Below are 19,808 nucleotides of genomic sequence, written 5' to 3'. Positions count from 1 at the left end.
TGGCATGCCATGGTGTGGACATGCCATGCCCTGACGCTACGCACGTAGACCCGGGTGGCGGAAGAGGGCCTGGGCTGTGCCGTTGGTCTACTCCTGCGAAATACTGGCGGAGCTGCGGCGATGACCAGCGGTGAAGGAAACTTTCAGCGGCGGGAAAGCTCATGAGGGGTGTTGACGTGCACGGGAGCGAAAGCGGGAGTGAACCCGGCGCAATCGGGGGAAGTGGTGTGGACCACGAGTTCCTGGCCCTGGAAAGGGAGTTGGCGGTCTTCCTGCGCCGCGCGCGGGCGAACTCCGGTGAGATGGCCCGCGAGGTGCACCCCGAGCTGGAGGCGGCCGCCTACGGACTCTTCGTGCGCCTCGAATCGGCCGGCCGTCAGCGGGCCACCGACCTCGCCTCGTACTTCGGCGTGGGCAAGGCCACCATGAGCCGTCAACTGCGCGCCCTGGAAACACTCGGACTGGTGGCGCGCGAGCCCGATCCGGCCGACGGGCGGGCCTTCCTCGTCCACCTCACCGACGAGGGGCTGGCCCGCTTCCGCAGCGTCCGCGATGCCCGCCGCGACCGCTATGTCCGCAAGCTCGCCGACTGGGACCGCGCCGAGGTGGCGGAACTGGCCCGGCTGCTGCACCACTTGAACGCGCGCGCGGAGGACTGAGCGACCGGCCCCCCGCCGCCTCACAGCTGGGCGTACACCGCCGTCGCGTCGTCGTGCGTCTTGCTCCGCCGCAGCCGGACACGGTCCGTGTCCGCGAGCTCCAGGGCCCGGACCCGGTCGATCAGCCCCTGCGGCCCCTCCTTGTGCAGCACGCCGAGACAGGCCGTCCAGTCGCCCTCGCCGAACATCTCCGTCCAGCGGCTCGCCCCGTCCGTCATCGCGGCGACCGCCCGCACCCCCGCGCGCGGCGTCCGTCCCGTCACCGCGCGCTCCGCCGCGGCCGGGTCGGCGGCGGCCGTGAAGAAGCCGCCCTCCTTGTTCCGCACCAGCGAGTCCGCGATCTCGTCGGAGGCCAGGGAGCCCGGCGGCAGCCGGTCGAGCCGGTCGTCCAGCAGGGCCCTGACATCGCCCGCCGGGGACTCGAACAGGAGCACCGAGTCGGACAGCACCAGGTGTTCGATCTCCTCGTCGTCCCAACGCACCAGGACCACGGTCGCCTGTGGCGTGCGTACGTGAGAAAGGTCACAGAGGGAACGGTGCGTGTCGGCGGTGCGCCGGATGGACTCCGCCAGAATCTCCTGCAAGGTCAGATCCCGGCGCGAACCCGACAGTTCGACCAGGGAGCCGCCCAGCCGCGCGGTGAACCAGGGAACCGAGTGCACACAGCCGTCGTCGCCCCGCGGCGGGGTGACCCCGTCGAGCAGGACGAGCCCTCCGCCCTGACCGGAGGCGGGCAGGACGGTGGCCGCCCAGTCCTCGTTCGGACGGCCGGGAACTCCGGCGGCGGTCGCGAGTTCGATGCGCATCCCGCCAGTCTGCACGATGCCTTCACGGAGCCTGCACGGCACCCGAATTGGCCCGTACCAGCAGGTCAGGAGCGCGGCTCGAGCGGAAGGAATCCCTCCGTCAGGCGTGCGGGCGGGCATCCTGCCAAAGCCTGGCCGGATGTTCCAGTCAGGCGCTCATGTGTGGCTCCGGAGCCCCGGGGGGAGACTTGTTCGCCAACTCCGGAGTGATGTTCACTCGTTCGAGTGGCGGAGCGGTTGATGCGGGCCTCCCTCTCAAAAGCACTGGAATGGTCAGAAGCCGTACCAGGGGTCGGGGCGCTCGTTCCGCGTGACCGTGCGTCACCTCTGCTTCAAGGGCGGACGAGTCGAGATTGCGAGCACCGGTGCAGAAGAAGCGGCCTCGGAGCAAGGGCGGCAACAACAGCGTTTCCGGGGCGGAGTCGTCGGCGCCGGCCGAGGGCGGGCGCCGCGTGCGCGTGCGCAGCCGGCTGGTCGCGGGCGTCGCGGTCGTCGGGATCACCGTCATCGCCGCCGGGGCGCCGGCGGCCCTCGGGGCCTCCGCCGAGCTGACCGATTCGCAGCGGCTGGTCACCCTCGCCGAGCTGAACCAGCAGGCCGTCTCGCTGGCCCACTCCCTCGCCGACGAGCGCGACGAGGTCACCGCGTTCATCGCCGGCGGCCGTGAGGGCGAGCCGGGGAGCCGGGGCGCCCGGGTGGACCAGCAGGTCGACGAGATCCGCGAGGCGGCCCCCGCCGACCTGCGCCGCGATCTGTCCACCATCCCCTCGCTGCGCCGGGACGCCGTCAGCGGCAAGGGCTCGGCGCTGGAGGCCCACCAGGCGTACTCCGAGGTCATCGCCAAGCTCCTGCACCTCGCCGACGAACTCGCGGAGAACACCCCGCCGCGCGCCGCCGAGGCGACCCGCACCCCGCTCGCGCTCGGCCGCGCCGCCGAACAGGCCTCCGCCACCCGGGGGCTGCTCCTCGCCGCGCTCGCCGTGCCCCGCCCGGAGCCGGCGCCGCCGCGGATCGACCCCTTCACCGGCCTGCCCGTGCAGACCCAGGACGAGGGCGAGACCAAGGAGGACCGCGCCCGCGACGAGCTGAGCGCCGCCGCCCAGCAGGCCCGGGTCGGCGAACTCTCCGCCCTCGCCGACTTCGACCAGGCCGCCGGCTCCACCGCCCGCGACAAGCTCGCCTCCACGGTCACCGGCCCCGAGGTCAACAGCGCGGAGAAGTACCTCGCCGAGCTCACCGACCGCCCCGAACTCTCCGACTCCGACCAGAAGGTCAGCGCCAAGAAGGTCGGGGCGGCGCTCTCCGCCCGCGTCGACCGGATGCGCAGTGTCGAGTCCGCGCTCGGCACCGCGCAGGTCCAGCGCCTGGAGCAGCTGCGCGACGACGACGTCACGGCGCTCGAACTGCGGATCGCGCTGCTCGGCGCCTGTCTGCTGGTCGCCGTCGGCGTCTCCACCGCCGTCGCCCGCACCCTGACCCAGCCGCTCGCCGTCCTGCGCATCGGCGCCGCCCGCCTCGCCGCCGAGCCCGCCACCGCCGAACCGGTCCGCTACACCGGCCGCAACGACGAGTTCGCCCAGGTCGTCCGCTCCCTCAACGCCCTGCACGGCCGCCTCCAGGGGCTGCTGCACGAGTTCAACGGACGGTTCGAGAGCCTGGAGACCGAGCGCGCCGAGCTGATCAACGGCCGCGAGACGCTCACCGTCCAGCGCGCCGAACTCCAGGTCCAGGCAGCCGATCTGACGTCCCAGCTGGAGAAGCTGAGGAACACGGTCCACCACACCTTCGTCAACCTCTCGCTGCGCACCCTCGGCCTCGTCGAGCGCCAGCTCGGGGTCATCGAGTCCCTGGAGGAGCGCGAGCAGGACCCGGAGCGGCTCGCCACCCTCTTCAAGCTCGACCACATGGCCACGGTCATGCGCCGCCACAGCGAGAACATGCTGGTCCTCGCGGGCGCCGAGCACGGCCACGGGCACCCGGGACCGATCCCGCTGGTCGACGTCCTGCGCGCCGCCGTCAGCGAGATCGAGCGGTACGAGCGGGTCACCATCCAGTCCCTGCCGCCGCACGCCCAGATCGCCGGCTTCGCGGCCGACGACCTCAGCCACCTGGTCGCGGAACTCCTGGAGAACGCCACCTCGTTCTCCCCGCCCGACTCCCATGTCCAGCTCTCCGGCTGGCTGCTGGAGACCGGCGAGGTGATGCTCTCCGTGCAGGACGAGGGCATCGGCATGTCCTCCGTACGGATGGGCGAGCTCAACACCCGCCTCGCCGACCCGGCCCTCTTCGAGGCCGGCGAGCAGAGCGCGGACGGGGCCGGCCTCGGCCTCCAGGTGACCTCGCTGCTGGCCGCACGCCACGGCGTACGGGTGCAGCTGCGCGAGCAGAAGGGCAGCGGGGTCACCGCCGTCGTCGTGCTTCCGCAGGCCCTGCTGCCGAAGGCGCCCCCGGCCGCGACCCCGCCGCCGGTCACGGCACCGGGCGACGCGCCCACGCTCAACCTGCCGGGCTCGGTCGCCGAGGCCAACTCCAACGCGCTGCCCCGCCGTACGCTCGCACCCGCCGGCGACCCGCTGATCGCGGCGGCCGAACAGGCGATCGCCGCGTCCGGAGCGGAGGCGCCCGCCGCGCCGGCCACCGAGGAGGCGCCCGTACCGGACGCCGCGCCCGTCCCGGAGACCGGGCAGGCGCCGCGGGACCAGCAGGCCGAGGACGCCCCGCAGGACGCGCCGCCCGCCGCGAGCGAGGCCGAGCGCGAGGCCGAGACCACGATGCAGGTCCGGCTGCCGAGGGTGCCCGAATTCGAGGACGTACCCGAGTTCACGCCCGTCCCCGCCTTCGGGGACGGCCCCGCCGCGGCCGCCGCCGGCCCGTACGCCATCGGCCCCGACCGCCATGAGCGCACCGCCGACGAGGGCCCGCGCCCGGACGCCGCGCCGGTGCCCGAGGACGCGCCCTCCGTGGCCGACGCCCTGCCCGGGCCGCGCCGCCCCGAGGCCGGGAGGGTCACCGACAAGGGGCTGCCCAAGCGGACCCCGCAGGTGGTCAAGCCGGCCGCAGCGCCCGTCGCCGAGCGCACGGGCAGCGTCGACAAGGAGGCCCTGCGCCGCCGGCTCGGCGGCTTCCACCAGGGCGCGAAGGACGGCCGCCGGGACGTCGAGGCGGAGATCGCCGAGGGCAGCGCCCCGGCCACAGGCACCACACGTACCGAGCACGCTGAGCCGGCCGGCCGCACGGACGGCCGTTCCGGAGAGACGGGGGACACAGTCGAGGAGGCACGCAGTTGACTGCGCCCAGCACATTCGGGCTGAGCACCGAGGCCCGGAACCTTCACTGGTTGCTGAGCAATCTGGTGGAGGAGGTGCCAGGGGTCCACTCGGTCACCGTCGTCTCGTCCGACGGACTGATGCTGCTCTCCTCCGACCCCGGCCACCAGAGCGCCCCGGCCCCCGGCCGGCAGGGCGGCCCCAAGGGCTCCAGCGCCGACCTGGCCACCATCGTCTCCGGCATCGGCAGCCTCACCGTCGGCGCCGCGAAGCTGATGGACGGCGGCGGCGTCAAGCAGACGATGGTCGCGATGGAGGAGGGCAGCGTCTTCGTCATGTCGATCAGCGACGGATCGCTGCTCGGGGTGCACGCCGCCCCCGACTGCGACATGAGCGTCATCGCCTACCACATGGCGCTCTTCGTCGGCCGTGCCGGACACGTACTCACCCCCGAACTCCGCAGTGAGCTGCGCAAATCGATGGAGAGCGCCCAGTGACCCCCGCCGCCGCCGAACCCGCCCGCAGGCTCCCCGTACGAGGGGCCGGCAAACGGCCCGCACGGGTCCGCCCGTACTCACTGACCGGCGGCCGCACCCGGTTCGGGCACGTCCTGCTCGTCGAGACGTTCGTCGCCGCGCTGGAAGCGCCCGACGAGCGCCGCGAACTGACCAACGGGAACCTGGCCTCCCGCGTCATGCCCGAGCTCCAGGCCATCGTCGAGATCTGCCGCCGGATGCGTACGGTCGCCGAGATCTCGGCCCTGCTGAAGATGCCGCTCGGTGTGGTCAGGGTGCTGCTCAGCGACCTGGCGGACCAGGGAAAGATCCGCGTGTACGGAACCGGTCACGGCACCGGCCAGCCCGACCGCGCGCTGCTCGAAAGGGTGCTCAATGGGCTCCGCCGTCTCTGAGTCGACGCTGTTCACCCCACGCGTCGCGGCCTCCAAGGACCCGGCCGAGGAAGCCCTCCAGCCCTGGCAGCTGGACCACACCAGGGCCCCGATCGCCACGAAGATAGTGGTCGCCGGCGGCTTCGGCGTCGGCAAGACGACCTTCGTGGGCTCGGTCTCCGAGATCACCCCGCTGAAGACCGAAGCGATGATGACCCAGGCCAGCGAGGAGACCGACGACCTCAGCGCGACGCCCGACAAGGTCACCACCACCGTCGCCATGGACTTCGGCCGGCTCACGCTCGACGACGACCTGGTGCTGTACGTGTTCGGCACCCCGGGCCAGCAGCGCTTCTGGTTCATGTGGGACGACCTGGTGCGCGGCGCGATCGGCGCGGTCGTGATGGCGGACACCCGCAGGCTCGCCGACTGCTTCCCCGCCCTCGACTACTTCGAGAGCTGCGGGCTGCCGTACATCGTGGCCGTCAACCACTTCGAGGGAACCCCCGGGTTCGAGGCCGAGGACGTCCGGGAGGCCCTGACGGTCCCGCCGCACATCCCGGTGGTGATCATGGACGCACGCAACAGGATCACCGTCGTCGAATCGCTGCTGGCCCTGGTCGGCCACGCCCTCGACGCCACCCCGGCATAGCCACACACAACGGAGAGACCGCGATGCGGAAGATACTCATAGTCGGAGCCGGTCAGTCCGGGCTCCAGCTCGCCCTGGGACTTCAGTCCAGAGGGTACGAAGTCACCCTCATGTCCAACCGCACGGCCGACGAGATCCGCTCCGGCCGGGTCATGTCGACCCAGTGCATGTTCCACACCGCGCTCCAGCACGAGCGGGACTACCAGCTGAACTTCTGGGAGTCCCAGGCCCCGCGCATCGAGGGCCTCGGCGTCTCGGTCGCCGCGCCCGACTCCTCGCGCGCCATCGACTGGGTCGGCCGGCTGGACGGCTTCGCCCAGTCCGTGGACCAGCGCGTGAAGATGGCCGGCTGGATGGAGACGTTCGCCCAGCGCGGCGGACAGCTCGTCATCCACGGAGCGGCCGTCTCGGACCTGGACTACTTCTCCCGCACCTACGACCTGGTCATGGTCTCGGCGGGCAAGGGCGAGCTCGTCTCCATGTTCGGCCGGGATGCGTCCCGCTCGCCGTTCGACGCCCCGCAGCGCGCGCTGGCCGTCGCGTACGTCCACGGCATGGGCCCGCGCCCCGAGCACCCCGACTTCGACGCGGTGCGCTGCAACCTGGTGCCGGGCGTCGGCGAGCTGTTCGTCATGCCGACCCTCACCACGTCCGGCCGCGCCGACATCCTGTTCTGGGAGGGCATCCCGGGCGGCCCGCTCGACGTCTTCCAGGGCATCAAGGACCCCTCCGAGCACCTCGCCACGACGCTGGAGCTCATGGAGCGGTTCACGCCGTGGGAGTACGCCCGTGCCACCAAGGTCGAACTGACCGACGCCAACGGCACCCTCGCCGGCCGGTACGCCCCCACTGTCCGCAAGCCGATCGGCCGGCTGCCCGGCGGCGGCCTGGTGCTCGGCGTCGCGGACGTGGTCGTCGCCAACGACCCGATCACCGGCCAGGGCTCCAACTCGGCCTCCAAGTGCGCCGACGCGTACCTGGACTCGATCATCGAGCACGGCGACCGGGAGTTCGACGCGGACTGGATGCAGGCCACCTTCGACCGCTACTGGGACACCGCCCAGCACGTCGTGAAGTGGACCAACGCGATGCTCGGGGTGCCGCCGGAGCACGTGCTGAACCTGATCGGGGCCGCCGGCCTGCTCCAGCCGGTCGCGGACCGCTTCGCCAACGGCTTCGACAACCCGGCGGACTTCGAGAACTTCTTCTTCGACCCGGAGAAGACGAACGCGTATCTCGCCTCGGTCGCGGGCCCGGCCGCCTGAGCCCCCGGCACCCGTGCACGCACCGGCCGTCCCGGCCGGTGCGTGTCACTCGGCGGGGGCCGCGCTCTCGGAGTACCCCTCGTCGGAGCCCTCGGAGGCACCCTGGGGGAGCTCCGGGGCCTGGTACGTGGCAAGCGGCGTGCTCTCCGGGTCGGGGCGCACGGCGCCCAGCAGGGGGTTCGACGCCAGCGGGGAGACCTTGACCCGGGCGCCCGGCCGGGGCGCCTGCACCACCAGGCCGTTGCCGATGTACAGCGCGACGTGCGTCGCCTTGGGGAAGTAGATCACCAGGTCGCCCGGGCGCAGCGCGCTGAGCGGGATCTTCCGCAGCTGCCGCCACTGCTCCTGCGAGGTGCGCGGGATGGTCCGGCCGGCGCTCGCCCAGGCCTGCGAGGTCAGCCCCGAGCAGTCGAACGAGCCGGGCCCCTCCGCGCCCCACACATACGGCTTGCCGATCTGCTCGATCGCGTACCGGACCGCCTCGCCGCCCTCCTCGGACGGCGGCCGGGCCGTGGAGAGCGCGCCGGAGGCGACCAGCGCGCCCTGGGCCTTGTCCATGCCCTGCTGTTCGAGGCGGGACAGCTCCGCGAGCTGGTCGGCGGAGAGCGTGGCGAGCAGGGCCTCGACGTCCTTCAGCTTCGTCCGGACCGCGTCGCGCTCCTTCTTCTGCCGCGCGGCCAGCACCTGCTGCTTGTCCAGCACCTTGCGCGACTCCTTCGCCAGCTCGTCGGCCCGCTTCTCGGCACCGCTGAGCCGCCGCACGGTCGCCGCCCGCCCGGCGGCGAGCCGCTGGATGACCTGCCCCTGGTCCAGGGCGTACTCGGGGTCGCGCATCAGGAACAGACGCAGGTACGAGGAGAGGTCGGAGCGGCCCTGGTACTGCTCGCGGGCCAGCCGCCCGGCCTCGTCGCGGCTGCGGGAGAGCGAGAGCCGGGCGGTGACGAGCGCCGCGTCGAGCTTCTTGGCCTGCGCGGTCCGCTTCCTCAGCTCGGCCGCCGTGCCGTTGTAGGTCTCGGTGGCCTCCTCCGCCCGCTGGTACAGCCCCTGCAGCTGGGTCAGCAGCGCGGCCACCCCGCCGGCCGGTGGACCGGGGGCGGGGGCGGAGGGGCCGGCGGGGCCGGGGGAGGGGGCGGCAACGGCGGCGGCCGGTGCGGTCACGACGACGGCGGCCAGCGCCGCCGTGCCGAGGGCGCGCAGCAGTTCACCCGACACGACATCACCTCCGGGAACGGGGTGAATCGTGCGACTACCCCATGAGTGAGCGCAATTCCTCCATACGCTCACCCGCCGTCGGGCGACGCAAGAACCGGCGGGCGTGGCGGCGGGCCGATTCCCCCTAAAGGCGGCGGGGCGGCCCGGCAGCCTGCCCGGTCAGTCCACCGGGAAGGCGTAGAAGACATGGCCGCGCCGGACGACCGCGGTCCTCCCGTAGGCCAGCACCTGGTAGGCGGCGGTGACCGTCGCGCCCTTCGGGTCCTGCACCCCGATGTCCTGGAACTTCCACAGCCGCCGCCCGTCGGCCGCCGCGAACGCGGTGACCTGCCCGGAGCCCGCCGCCAGCAGCGTGCCGCCCGCGCCGCTGACCGTGACCGCGGGGGCCCAGGTGCCGGGGACCGCCTCGGTGGACCGCCGCCAGCGCAGCTTGCCGGTCTCCCGGTCGACCGCGCCCACCTCCTGGTTGCGGTTGGTCGTGTGCAGCGTCGGACCGGCCACGACGGGCCGCCCGAAGAGCGATCCGCTGGCGCCGTTCAGCGTCCACTTCGGCTTGCCCCCGGACGTGTCGAACGCCTGGAGCCGGTCGCCGACCGGCGCGTACAGCACGCCTTCCTCGTCACCCGTGGCCGCCGTGTAGGGGGTGACGGCACCGAACGACTTGGTCCACTGGAGCTTTCCGGTCTCCCGGTCGAAGCTGCGGAAGGAGGCCTTGTTCTTGGCGGCCTTCACATCGGCGGGGGTGAGCGTCAGCCGCTCCTGGAGGACGACGAGGGCGTCGGGCCGGATCGCCATCAGGCGGTACACGGGGGCGACCGGGCCGCGCCCGGTGGGCACGGTGGTGCGCCACAGCTCCTTGCGCGCCACGATGTCGTAGGCGAACAGATACGACGTGACGACCTGCTTGTCCTTGCCGCGCTTCTTGCCCTTCTTGGGCTTGGGCGCCTTCACCGTGACCTCGTGCGATCCGGTGAACCAGACGGTCGGGCCGGACGAGCCGACGAGCGTGCGCACCGTCAGGCCCGGCGCGTCCTCGAAGCCGTCGGCGTACGGCAGCCGGTGGGCCACCCGGCCGTCCTTCGCCGAGAGCCACAGGAACTCGGACGGGCCCGCGACGAAGCAGAACTCCTCACCGGCGGCCACGGCCGCCTGGCCCTTGGCGCCGTCCGCGTTCTCCCAGACGCGGCGGCCGGTGCGCAGGTCGACGGCGGAGGCATGGGTCTCGTCGGTCAGCACCAGCAGCCGGTCGTTCCAGAGCGCGGCGGTGAGCGGCGAGGGTTCGGAGGCCGGGTGGGTGTAGATCCAGCGCGGCTGCGGCGGCAGCCCGGCGACGGTGGGCCCGCTCGCGCTCGGCGAGGGCTTGGCGTCGTCAGCGGCCTTCGTCTCGTCGTCGGACCCCAGCGCGAGGACCGCGCCGCCGCCGACCAGCAGTCCGGCCACCCCGGCGGCGGCCCCGAACAGCAGGGCCCTGCGGTCGACCTTCGCGGCCGGCGGCGCGGGCGGTGCCTGGTGGGGCAGCGGCGCCGGGGGCAGCGGGGCGGGCAGCGCCTGCGGGTTCACCGGCGCCGCGGGCAGCGGCAGCGGGGCGTACGGCTCCTCGCGCATCGCGGCCAGCTGGGTCGTCGGCCGGTCGGGCCGGGGCGCCTGCTGACCGACGGCTCCGAGCTGCGTGGTCCGGGTGTCGTGGTCGGGCGCGGCGGCGGGGGAGGCGGGCGCGGGGAGCGCCGGGAGGTTCTGGGGGACGGCGTCCTGGATGTCGGGGACGACGGGTGCGGCGGCCGGGGTCTGTGCCGCCGGGACCACGGCGTCCTGGATGTCGGGGGCGGGGTCCTGCCGGGCGTCGGGCGCCGCCGGTGCCGGGGCGACCGCGTCCCACACGGCCCCGTACGACGCCGCTCCCGTTGCCTTCGCGGACGCGGGCTCGTCGTAGTCCGGCGGCGACGCCGCCAGTTGGCGGGCCTGCGCGTCCTGTCCGGCCACGGCCGCCGACAGCCGCTCCGGGAGCCAGCCGCCCTTGGCGAGTCCGGCCGCGCCCTCCAGCGCCAGTTCCGCGGCCACCGTTCCGGGGGCGGGGCGGTCGGCCGGGTCCTTCGCCAGGCAGCGGGCGATCAGCCCGCGCAAGTCGTCGGGCACGGCGGTGAGTTCGGGATCCGCCTGGGCGATGCGCTCGGCGGCCTCGTCCACCGGGCCGTCCGCCAGCGGGGTGTTCCCGGTCGCCGCGTACGCGAGCAGCAGGCCGAGCACGAACAGGTCGGAGGCCGGTCCCGCCTCCTCGCCCGCGAGCTGCTCGGGCGTCAGATAGCCCAGCCGGACGGAGAGCCGGCCGCCGGGACGCGCCTCGGCCTCCGCCGCCGCGCCCAGCGGGCCGAACGCGGTGAGCCGGGGCCCGTCCTCGGCCAGCAGCACCGTCCTCGGGGCGAGCCCCTGGAGCACGGCCCCTGTGGCGTGCACCCGGGACAGGGTCTCGGCGATGCCCGCGCCCAGTATCCGCACGGCCCGCTCGGGCAGCGGCCCGGCGATCTCGATCGCCTCGGCGAGGGTCAGCGCCGGGACGTACCCGGACGCGGTCCACGGCCGTTCGTCGTCGGGGCCGTCCGTCGCGGCGCCGGTCCGGGTGTCCAGCTGGGCGCCCACCCAGCCGCCGGCCAGCCGCTCCGCCGTGCGCGACTCCGCCTCGAAGCGGCGCCGGAAGGCGGGCAGCGCGGCGAGCGCGGGCCGGGCGGCGTTGATCACGACGAGATCGTCGGGGGCCGCGCCGCGCGCGAGGTACTGCACCGCCGCGGCCGTCTCACGGAACCGCGCCAGCACCGTGTACGGGCCGAAGCGGCGTGGATCGTCCTGACGCAGCGCCTCCATGGCGCACCCCCCTTGTGACCGTCCCTCGGATCAGACCGTCGATCCTAGTGTCACGGCCGATCCCGTTCCCCGCCCGCCCCGGAGGAGTCACCCGCGCGGGGACCCGGTTTCGACCAGGGCCGGCGCGGGGTGCGGCGTTCCCGGCCGCCGGGGACGTACTCGTACACCCAGCCCCGCTGGATTCCCAGCCGCCTGGTGTGGCCGGCCGGGGCCCTGCGGTACGCGTGGACGGTGGGCGGGCCGCCGTCGGCGTCCGGCACCGGGACCTCGTACCACTTGGGCGGGTGGCCGGTCGCACCGACGAGGACGGGCAGGACCCGGCCGTCCAGCGGGCCGCCGGTGAAGGGGGTGTTCTCGCTTCTCACCCGGCCAGTCTGACCGATCAGTCCGGCGGCAGCAGATGCGAGGCCGCGCCGACCAGCGGGGCCAGCCGGTCCGCCAGCCGTCCGGCCGGGCCCGCCGCGGTCTCCAGGGGCAGCAGGGCGGCCACCGCGGCGGCCGTCTCCGGGTCCGTGGCCGCGGTGACGGCGAGCACTCCGATGAACTGGTCGACCAGCCAGTCGCGCAGATCGGCGGCGGCCGGCTGCTTGCCCTCGTCGAGCCAGATCAGGGAGGCCGCCTCGACCGCCGCGATCCAGGTGCGCACCATCATCCGCAGCCGGGGCGCGGGTTCGCTGTCCTCGCCCCGGCCCAGGTGCAGCAGGATCTGGTCGGCCGCCGCCCGCCGCACCTCGTCGACGATCGTGCTCGTACGGGAGGTCTCGGCGACGCTGCCGCCGCGCAGCAGGGCGCTGAAGCCGGCGTCGTGCTCGTCGACGAAGGCGAGATAGCGGTCCAGGACACGCGTCACCCGCTCCGTGGGCGGGCCCACGGGCGGTTCGGCGAAGCACAGGATCAGCTGCTCGGCGGCGGACCGGAGCGCCGCCTCGTACAACTGCTGCCGTCCGCCGGGGAAGTAGCGGTAGACCAGCGGGCGGGAGACCCCGGCGACCGTCGCGACCTCGTCGAGCGACACCTCGTCGGGGGCCCGGTGGGCGAAGAGGGTGAGCGCCGCACCGAGGAGCTGGGTGCGCCGTTCCTCGACGCTGAGCCTTCGGTACGCACGGCCCGGGGGCGCGGCTGCGGCAGGGGTCATACCCGCCAGCCTAAGCGCTGCCGCGCTCAGGCCAGCAGGCCCGAGCTCTTCCACAGCCTGCGGCCCACCCCGTTGAGCACGCCGATGTCGTCGAAGAAGTCCGTGAGCCGCTTGGCGCCCGACTGCATGACCTGTGCCCGGTGGCCGCTGGCCCGTACCTGGGCCACCGCCTCCCGGCGGTCCAGGCCGACGTTCTCGTACACCTGCGGGTTGACGAAGCAGACCGAGAAGACACGGGCGGCCTCCCCGCAGCTCACCCGGGTCAGTTCGCGCTCCCAGCGCGGTGCCGTCACCATCTGGCGGCGCAGCTCCTCACGGGCGTAGCGGACGTGCCGCGCCTCCTCGATCACATGGATGCGGGTGACCCCGCGCACCAGGGGCTGGACGCGCTCGTCGGGGAAGGTCAGCCGCTGCATCCAGTCCAGGATCTCCTCGCCGAGCAGGGTCGCGGCGAACGAACCGGGCGTCGTGGACACGGTCTTCAGCACGCGCGCCAGATTGTGGTACCTGCGCGGCACCGGGTAGCAGGGCGCCCCGCCCCAGGTGATCATCCGGCCGAACATCATCGAGTGCCGGCACTCGTCGGCGATCTCGGTGAGCGCGTAGCGGACGTGATTGCTGACCACGGGCTTGTCGTAGATGTGCCGCACCAGCAGCTGCATGAGGATGATCTCGAACCAGATGCCGAGCGAGGCCAGCGAGGCCGCCTCGTGCCGCGCCAGGTCGAGCCGCTGCTCCTGCGACATCCGCCGCCACATGGGGGTGTCGTAGAGGGAGAGCAGCTCGGGGGGCCAGAACCACTTGCCCTCCTCGACCGCCGCGTCCCAGTCGAGTTCCTTGTCCGGGTCGAAGGAGTGCTTGGCGGAGGACTCCAGCAGCCGTTCGGCGATCTGCTCGCGGTCGCGGAGCGGGCCGAGCGCGTCACGGAGCAGCTGTACGTCGCGAGCGGTCACGGTCGTCATGGCTGGAGGCACCTCACCCATAGGTTACCGGCGGTCACCCTTTATGAGACTGCCTGTCAGCAAGGCCGTCAATCCCTTGCGCACGACTTGTTGACCCGGCGTCTACCAACGTGTGAACCTGCCAACGGAACGCACCGCCACGGAACTTGAACGACCGCGCCAGGCGAAGGAGCCGTCCGTGTCGACACACGATCTCTACACCACCGCCCCCGACGAACCGCTCTGGCAGGTCCCCGCCAGCGGCGCGGCCCGCTTCAGCTGGGACTACGACGACGGACGCGAACGCCTCCTCGCCCTGTACCAGAAGGGCAAGGACAAGCAGTGGGACGGCAACAAGCGCATCGACTGGAGCCTGGAGGTCGACCCCGCCGACCCCCTCGGCACCCCCGACGAGGCCCTCACCCTGTACGGCACCCCGCACTGGGCGAAGATGACCGAGAAGGACCGGGGCGAGCTGCGCAAGCACTACACCTCCTGGCAGTTCAGCCAGTTCCTGCACGGTGAGCAGGGCGCGATGATCTGCGCCGCCCGCATCGTGGAGTCCGTGCCCGATCTGGACGCCAAGTTCTACTCCGCCACCCAGGCCATGGACGAGGCCCGGCACGCGGAGATATACGGCCGGTTCCTGCACGAGAAGGTCGGGATGCTCTACCCGGTCAACGACAACCTCCAGGGCCTGCTGGGCGACACCCTGCGCGACTCGCGCTGGGACATGCCCTACCTCGGCATGCAGGTCCTCATCGAGGGCCTGGCCCTCGCCGCGTTCGGCATGATCCGCGACACCACGACCAAGCCGCTGCCCAAGCAGATCCTGGCGTACGTCATGCAGGACGAGGCCCGCCATGTCGCCTTCGGGCGGATGGCGCTGCGCGACTACTACAAGCAGCTGAGCGACGCCGAACTGCGCGAACGCGAGGAGTTCGTCATCGAGGGCTGCTACCTGATGCGCGACCGCCTCAGCGGGGTCGAGGTGCTGGAGAACTTCGGCATCGGCAAGCAGGAGGCCAAGGAGCTGTCCGAGCACTCCGAATTCCTCCAGCTCTTCCGCAAGCTGCTGTTCAGCCGCATCGTCCCGTGCGTCAAGGACATCGGCCTGTGGGGCGAGCGGCTGCAGAAGGCGTACGTCGACATGGGCGTCCTCGAACTCGGCGACTCCAGCCTGGACCTGCTCATGGCCCAGGACGAGGAGATAGCCGAACAGCTCGACCGCGACCGCTTCGAGGCGGAGGAGAGCGAGCGCGTCGCGGAGGTCGCCGAGGCGATAGCGGACGGCGGGGCCGGCCCGGCGGTCGCCTGAGCCGGGCGGCGGCGGACGGGAGCGCCGCACTGCGTAGGGTCGGCCGCATGCCCGAGAGAGACGATGCCGCCGACCCGTCCGAGTCCCGGGCGCGCCGGGCCGCCCATCTGGAGGTCTCCACCCGGCTGTCGCTGATGAGCGACCGCAGCCTCGGTGAGGCCGTCGCCGGCGCCGCCCCGCTGGGCTCCGGCATCGGCGGCCGGTCGGCGGAGCTGCACGTGGACGGGGTGCGCGTCTTCGTCAAACGGGTGCCGCTCACCGACCTCGAACTGCGTCCGGAGAACGTCCGGTCGACCGCCAACCTCTTCGGGCTGCCGCTCTTCTACCAGTACGGGGTGGGCTCGGCCGGATTCGGCGCCTGGCGGGAGCTGGCCGCGCACACCCTGACCACCCGGTGGGTCCTGAGCGACGCGTATCCGGACTTCCCGCTGATGTACCACTGGCGGGTCCTGCCCGACACCCCGCCGCAGGGGTTCACCGACGAATTCGGCGGCATTGAGGGCGCGGTGGCCCACTGGGAGGGCTCCGGGGCCGTACGCGGCCGGCTGGAGGCCATCGGCCGCTCGTCGGCGAGCCTGGTGCTCTTCCTGGAACATGTGCCGCACACCCTCGGCGCCTGGCTGGGCGACCGCAGGGCCGCCGCGGCGAAGGGCGGCCAGGCACCGCCGTACGCCCGGCTGGACGCGTCGCTCGCCCGGGGCGCCGCCTTCATGAGCGCGCGCGGATTCGTGCACTTCGACGCCCACTTCGGCAACGTCCTGACCGACGGCCGCTCGATCCGTTTCGCGGACTTCGGCCTCGCGCTCAGCTCCGCGTTCGCGCTCTCCCCGCAGGAGTCCGCGTTCCTGGCCGGTCATCTCGCGTACGACCGCCACTACGTCGCCGGCCATCTGCTGCGCCACCATCTGTTCGACGAGGTGTGCGACGCCGCCTTCCTGCGCGCCTGGATCGCCGGCGACCGGCCCTCCGGTGTGCCGCCCGAGGCCGCCGCGCTCCTCGACCGCCACGCCGGACCCGCCCTCGTCCTGGACGGCTTCCAGCGCCGTCTGATGCAGGTGAGCAAACGGACGCCGTACCCCTCGGCGGACATCGACCGGGCCGCCTAGGGCGTGTCGTCGAACTGGCGTCTGCCGGACGACGCCATGCACGCACTCTCGCCGCACCGGCCCCAGACCCCGGTACGCCCAGTACAGGGGCCTGGGGCCGGCACGCCGAGAGCACGCACCTGACGCCGCCCGGCCGCCCTTCGGGCAACGACACCAGTTTGACGACACGCCCTAGGGCCTGTCCGGACCGGTCACCGTCCGCTCCATGCAGACCAGTTCCGGCCGCTCGTCCCACGACGCGGTGACGGCGAAACCGAACCGCTCGTAGAGCGACAGGGCCCCGGTCCGCCACCGCCACACCGACAGCCGCACGGTGTGCGCCCCGCCGCGCGCCGCCTCGTCGAGCGCGGCGCCGAGCAGGGCGGAGGCGACGCCCAGGCCACGGGAGGACGGGTCCGTCCACAGGCGCTTGACCTCCACCCGCCCGGCCGCGGGAGCGGTCACCACCAGACAGCCCACGGCGTCCTGACCGGCCCGCGCCACCAAGACGGTGTCCCCGGCGAACGCCGTCCCCGGGTCCTCGACCTCCGCCCGGTAGCGCTCGGGCAGCCCGGACACGTCCGCGACGGGCCGCCCCTTCTCCTCCTCCGTCCGCAGGTGGTAGCCGGCGAGCAGTGCGGACAGCCCGTCCGGTGCGGGGGCCGCGGGCGGCCGGCGGACGACGCGGATGCCGGGGCGATCGTTCATGGCACCAGGATCACATCCGTGTCCGGACGGGCGCGTTCCGGCCCATAACGGCTGTACGGCCCCGGCCCTCCGGCGGGAGGATGGCGCCATGGCCCCCACCGCTGTCGCAGCAGACCTCGCCGCCGCCCGCCGCAGCCTCGAAGGGCTGGCGCTCGGCGACGCGTTCGGCGAGCGCTGGTTCCCGCTCTTCCGGACCCCCGAGCAGGCGTACGAGGAGGTCAGGGCGCGGCGCACACCCCCGGAGCCCCGCTGGCCGTGGACCGACGACACGGCCATGGCCCGGGCGCTCCAGCGCGTCCTCGACGACCACGGGCAGGTCGACCAGGACCGGCTCGCGCTCTCCTTCGCCCTGGCCTTCGACGCGGACCAGGCGCGGGGCTACGGCCACGGCATGCACATGCTGCTGCCCGAGCTGCCGGCGTCACCGGGCGCCTGGCGGACGCTGGCGCCCCAGCTGTTCGAGGGCGGCAGCCTCGGCAACGGGGCGGCGATGCGGGTCGCGCCCCTCGGCGCGCGCTTCCACCGGGACCTGGACCACGCGGCCGCACAGGCGGTGCTCCAGGCGGAGGTCACCCACGCCCACCCCGACGGCATCGCGGGCGCGGTGGCGGTGGCGGTCGCCGCGGGTCTGGCGGCGCGGGGCGCGTTCACCCTGGACGCGGTCGTCGCGCTGACGCCCGCCGGGCCGGTGCGCGACGGGCTGGAGCGGGCGGCGGAACTGCCGTTCGCCACCGAGCCCGTGCACGCGGCCGAACTGCTCGGCAACGGGCGGCGCATCCGTGCCGACGACACCGTGCCGTTCGCCCTGTGGACCGCGGCCCGGCACCCGGACGACCTGGAGGCGGCGCTCTGGGCGACGGCCGAGGGATTCGGCGACGTCGACACGACCTGCGCCATCACCGGCGGGGTCGTCGGCGCGGCCGTCGGCGTCGGGGGAGTGCCCGCCGAGTGGCTCGCGCGCCGGGAGCCGCTGGACTGAGCCGCCGGCCCCAGGGCCTCGAAATGGTGTTCGCGTCCATGACGTAGCTTGGGCGCCATGACCACGCCGCCGCCCCAGCCGCCGCAGGGCCCGTACGGAGCGCCGCAGGGCCCCTACGGTCCGCCGCAGCCCCCGCAGAACCCTTATGCCCAGCAGCCGTTGCCCGGGCAGCAGCAGCCGTTCCCGGGGCAGCAGCCGGGCTCCGGGTATCCGCAGACGCCCCCGCCCCAGCCGTGGGGTGCGGTGGGTCCGGGCGGGCCCGGGTTCCCCGGGATGCCGGCCCCGCCGAGGAAGAACCGGACCGGGCTGGTCGTCGGGATCGTCGTCGGCGCCCTGGTGGTGGCCGGCGGCATCGCGTTCGGCGTCTCGCGGCTGATCGACTCGGCGGACGGCGGCGGGCTGCCGGGGGCCGGCTCCTTCCCCGAGGCCGAATACCGGCTGACCGTGCCGAAGACGCTGCTCGAAGACGAGTACACGCTGTTCAAGGACTCCTCGGCGACCGACGGGCGCGACATCGAGGAGACCTACGACCCGAGCATCCGCGATGCCAAGGCCGTCGTCGTCCAGTACACCTCGAAGAGCGGCGGCACCCTGGTCGTCTCGGGTCTGTGGGGCCGCATCAAGGGACCCGATTTCACCCGCGACAAGATCCTCGAAGGAGCCGCCGGCACCGACGGCATGACCGTCGCCGTGCCCGCCCGGGAGTTCAGGCCCGCGGGCTACGACATCACCGTGTCCTGCCAGGTCGTGCGGTCCAAGGAGGGCGCGGTCACCAGCACCCTGCCCATGTGCGCCTGGGGCGACGGCAACACCGCCTCCTTCGTCGCCGTCGTCACGGCCCGGACCGCGCTCCAGGACCCGGACGAGGTCGACCTGGACAAGGCCGCGCTGGACACCGCCAAGGTCCGGTCCGAGATGCGCAAGCCGATCGGCGCCACCGGGACCGGCTGACCACCCGGCCGCCGTCAGGGGCGCGGGAACCCGAGCGCCGCCTCGGCCGCCTCGGCCGCGGCGAGCAGCCAGGCGTCCGCGCCCCGCCGCGCCACGAGTTGGAGCCCGACCGGGCAGCCGTCCGCGGTGAACCCGGCGGGCACGCTCGCCGCCGGGTGCCCGCTCAGATTGAACGCCCAGGTCAGCGCGGTCGAGATCACCTCGCCCGGACCGTCGTGGCCGTGCGGGCGGTTGGGGGTGACGGGGGTGAGCAGCAGCGGGGTGTGCGCGAAGAAGGCGTCCAGCCTGCGGTCGTTCTCCCGCCGCAGCTCCTCGGCCGGCGGCGCCGCGGCTCCCTTCCGTACGGCCTGCCAGGCATCCGCCGGGTCCAGCAGCTCGCAGCCGCCGCCGGTGAGCCGCACCACCCCCGCCGCCTCCAGCCGCCGCACCGCCTCCCGCACCACGGAGGCGACCTCCGGGTCCACGTCCGCGAACCCCAGACCGGTGCTGTGGGCGGCGCGCACGGGCGCTTCGGGCGCCGGCTCGTCCACGTGAGCGTCCAGGACACAGCGCAGATAGGTCCGCGCCTGCGCGGCCGAGCGCGCCAGCACCCCGGCCGCCGCGAGGCCCGAGCGGTCGGGCGAGGGCAGCAGCCCGTGGGTCGTCTTCAGCCCGAACACCCCGCACCAGGCGGCCGGGATGCGCACCGACCCCGCCCCGTCGCTGCCGGTCGCCAGGGGCACCAGGCCCGCCGCGACCGCCACCGCCGACCCCGCCGACGAGCCGCCCGGAGTCCGGTCCGGCCGCCACGGGTTGACCGTCGGGCCCAGGGCGCCGAGCCCCCACGTCTGCCAGGCCGTGCCGGGGCCCGGCACGGAGGTCGAGCCGACCGGCACACCCCCGGCCGCGATCAGCCGGTGTGCGGCGTACGAGCGGATCCCGGCGCGCCCCTTCACCGCGAACGGCAGTCCGCCCAGCGGAAGCCGCCCGGCCGACGGCACCCGGGCCAGCGCCTCCTCGTGCCAGACGTCGAGGAACGCGCACAGCCGGGGATCCTTGCGCCCGATCGCCGCCAGCGCCTCGGCGGCACCCCTGAAAGCCGTCACC

Annotated in this window: 18 protein-coding genes; 10 read left to right on the top strand and 8 right to left on the bottom strand. The window is 73.6% G+C overall.

Annotation, left to right across the window (positions count from 1 at the left end):
• Positions 1–161: 161 nt before the first annotated feature.
• The gene (locus tag RLT58_RS11250; protein ID WP_399131323.1) at positions 162–659 is read left to right on the top strand and encodes a MarR family winged helix-turn-helix transcriptional regulator; all 498 of its coding nucleotides are present in this window, start codon (positions 162–164) and stop codon (positions 657–659) included.
• 20 nt (positions 660–679) lie between these two features.
• On the opposite strand, the gene RLT58_RS11245 is transcribed toward RLT58_RS11250, so the two are convergent.
• Positions 680–1,465: a protein phosphatase 2C domain-containing protein gene (locus RLT58_RS11245; protein WP_311310260.1), complete on the bottom strand. Its 786-nt coding sequence runs from the start codon at positions 1,463–1,465 to the stop codon at positions 680–682.
• A 365-nt stretch (positions 1,466–1,830) separates the two neighbouring features.
• Between RLT58_RS11245 and RLT58_RS11240 the strand changes: the two genes are divergently transcribed.
• From RLT58_RS11240 to RLT58_RS11220, 5 genes are read left to right on the top strand one after another with little or no spacing between them, the layout of a single operon-like run.
• Positions 1,831–4,752 (top strand): sensor histidine kinase, encoded by a 2,922-nt coding sequence (locus tag RLT58_RS11240; protein ID WP_311310259.1) that lies wholly within the window; start codon positions 1,831–1,833, stop codon positions 4,750–4,752.
• Positions 4,749–5,228 (top strand): roadblock/LC7 domain-containing protein, encoded by a 480-nt coding sequence (locus RLT58_RS11235; protein ID WP_311310258.1) that lies wholly within the window; start codon positions 4,749–4,751, stop codon positions 5,226–5,228. Before RLT58_RS11240 ends, RLT58_RS11235 begins: the two co-directional genes overlap by 4 nt.
• Positions 5,225–5,641, top strand: a complete 417-nt coding sequence (locus tag RLT58_RS11230; RefSeq protein WP_311310257.1) for a DUF742 domain-containing protein — start codon at positions 5,225–5,227, stop codon at positions 5,639–5,641. The genes RLT58_RS11235 and RLT58_RS11230 overlap by 4 nt, the downstream gene beginning before the upstream one ends.
• Positions 5,622–6,272 carry a GTP-binding protein gene (locus RLT58_RS11225; protein ID WP_311310256.1) on the top strand — a complete coding sequence of 217 codons (651 nt, stop codon included), beginning with the start codon at positions 5,622–5,624 and terminating at the stop codon, positions 6,270–6,272. The genes RLT58_RS11230 and RLT58_RS11225 overlap by 20 nt, the downstream gene beginning before the upstream one ends.
• A gap of 23 nt (positions 6,273–6,295) precedes the next feature.
• Positions 6,296–7,537, top strand: coding sequence for a styrene monooxygenase/indole monooxygenase family protein (locus tag RLT58_RS11220; protein ID WP_311310255.1), 1,242 nt, complete (start codon positions 6,296–6,298; stop codon positions 7,535–7,537).
• 45 nt (positions 7,538–7,582) lie between these two features.
• Here RLT58_RS11220 and RLT58_RS11215 read toward each other — a convergent pair whose 3' ends face one another.
• The 5 genes from RLT58_RS11215 to RLT58_RS11195 form a co-directional block, all read right to left on the bottom strand.
• On the bottom strand, positions 7,583–8,749 hold the full coding sequence (locus RLT58_RS11215) for a C40 family peptidase (protein WP_311310254.1): 1,167 nt from the start codon (positions 8,747–8,749) through the stop codon (positions 7,583–7,585).
• Positions 8,750–8,908: 159 nt separating this feature from the next.
• The gene (locus RLT58_RS11210; RefSeq protein WP_311310253.1) at positions 8,909–11,605 is read right to left on the bottom strand and encodes a BamB-related PQQ repeat family beta-propellar protein; all 2,697 of its coding nucleotides are present in this window, start codon (positions 11,603–11,605) and stop codon (positions 8,909–8,911) included.
• A gap of 50 nt (positions 11,606–11,655) precedes the next feature.
• Positions 11,656–11,970, bottom strand: coding sequence for a DUF8847 domain-containing protein (locus RLT58_RS11205; RefSeq protein ID WP_311310252.1), 315 nt, complete (start codon positions 11,968–11,970; stop codon positions 11,656–11,658).
• Positions 11,971–11,987: 17 nt separating this feature from the next.
• Positions 11,988–12,740: a TetR/AcrR family transcriptional regulator gene (locus RLT58_RS11200; protein ID WP_311310251.1), complete on the bottom strand. Its 753-nt coding sequence runs from the start codon at positions 12,738–12,740 to the stop codon at positions 11,988–11,990.
• 26 nt (positions 12,741–12,766) lie between these two features.
• A complete protein-coding gene (locus tag RLT58_RS11195; protein WP_311310250.1) occupies positions 12,767–13,702 on the bottom strand; it encodes an AurF N-oxygenase family protein in 936 nt (311 codons plus the stop codon).
• A gap of 178 nt (positions 13,703–13,880) precedes the next feature.
• Between RLT58_RS11195 and RLT58_RS11190 the strand changes: the two genes are divergently transcribed.
• Both RLT58_RS11190 and RLT58_RS11185 read left to right on the top strand, forming a co-directional pair.
• The gene (locus RLT58_RS11190; protein WP_311310249.1) at positions 13,881–14,999 is read left to right on the top strand and encodes a ferritin-like domain-containing protein; all 1,119 of its coding nucleotides are present in this window, start codon (positions 13,881–13,883) and stop codon (positions 14,997–14,999) included.
• Positions 15,000–15,046: 47 nt separating this feature from the next.
• Positions 15,047–16,105, top strand: coding sequence for a protein kinase family protein (locus tag RLT58_RS11185; RefSeq protein WP_311310248.1), 1,059 nt, complete (start codon positions 15,047–15,049; stop codon positions 16,103–16,105).
• Between the two features lie 171 nt (positions 16,106–16,276).
• Here RLT58_RS11185 and RLT58_RS11180 read toward each other — a convergent pair whose 3' ends face one another.
• The gene (locus RLT58_RS11180; protein WP_311310247.1) at positions 16,277–16,792 is read right to left on the bottom strand and encodes a GNAT family N-acetyltransferase; all 516 of its coding nucleotides are present in this window, start codon (positions 16,790–16,792) and stop codon (positions 16,277–16,279) included.
• 88 nt (positions 16,793–16,880) lie between these two features.
• Here RLT58_RS11180 and RLT58_RS11175 point away from each other — a divergent pair, with 88 nt between their 5' ends.
• Together RLT58_RS11175 and RLT58_RS11170 are read left to right on the top strand one after the other, a co-directional pair.
• The gene (locus RLT58_RS11175; RefSeq protein WP_311310246.1) at positions 16,881–17,771 is read left to right on the top strand and encodes an ADP-ribosylglycohydrolase family protein; all 891 of its coding nucleotides are present in this window, start codon (positions 16,881–16,883) and stop codon (positions 17,769–17,771) included.
• A gap of 57 nt (positions 17,772–17,828) precedes the next feature.
• Positions 17,829–18,722, top strand: a complete 894-nt coding sequence (locus tag RLT58_RS11170; RefSeq protein ID WP_311310245.1) for a hypothetical protein — start codon at positions 17,829–17,831, stop codon at positions 18,720–18,722.
• Positions 18,723–18,736: 14 nt separating this feature from the next.
• On the opposite strand, the gene RLT58_RS11165 is transcribed toward RLT58_RS11170, so the two are convergent.
• Positions 18,737–19,807 (bottom strand): amidase family protein, encoded by a 1,071-nt coding sequence (locus RLT58_RS11165; RefSeq protein ID WP_311310244.1) that lies wholly within the window; start codon positions 19,805–19,807, stop codon positions 18,737–18,739.
• Position 19,808 lies beyond the last annotated feature (1 nt).

It is taken from the genome of Streptomyces sp. ITFR-16 (genome assembly GCF_031844705.1).
Lineage (GTDB): Bacteria > Actinomycetota > Actinomycetes > Streptomycetales > Streptomycetaceae > Streptomyces.
The sequence above is the reverse complement of the archived record's forward strand: the minus strand, read 5'-3'. Positions and strand labels throughout refer to the sequence as shown.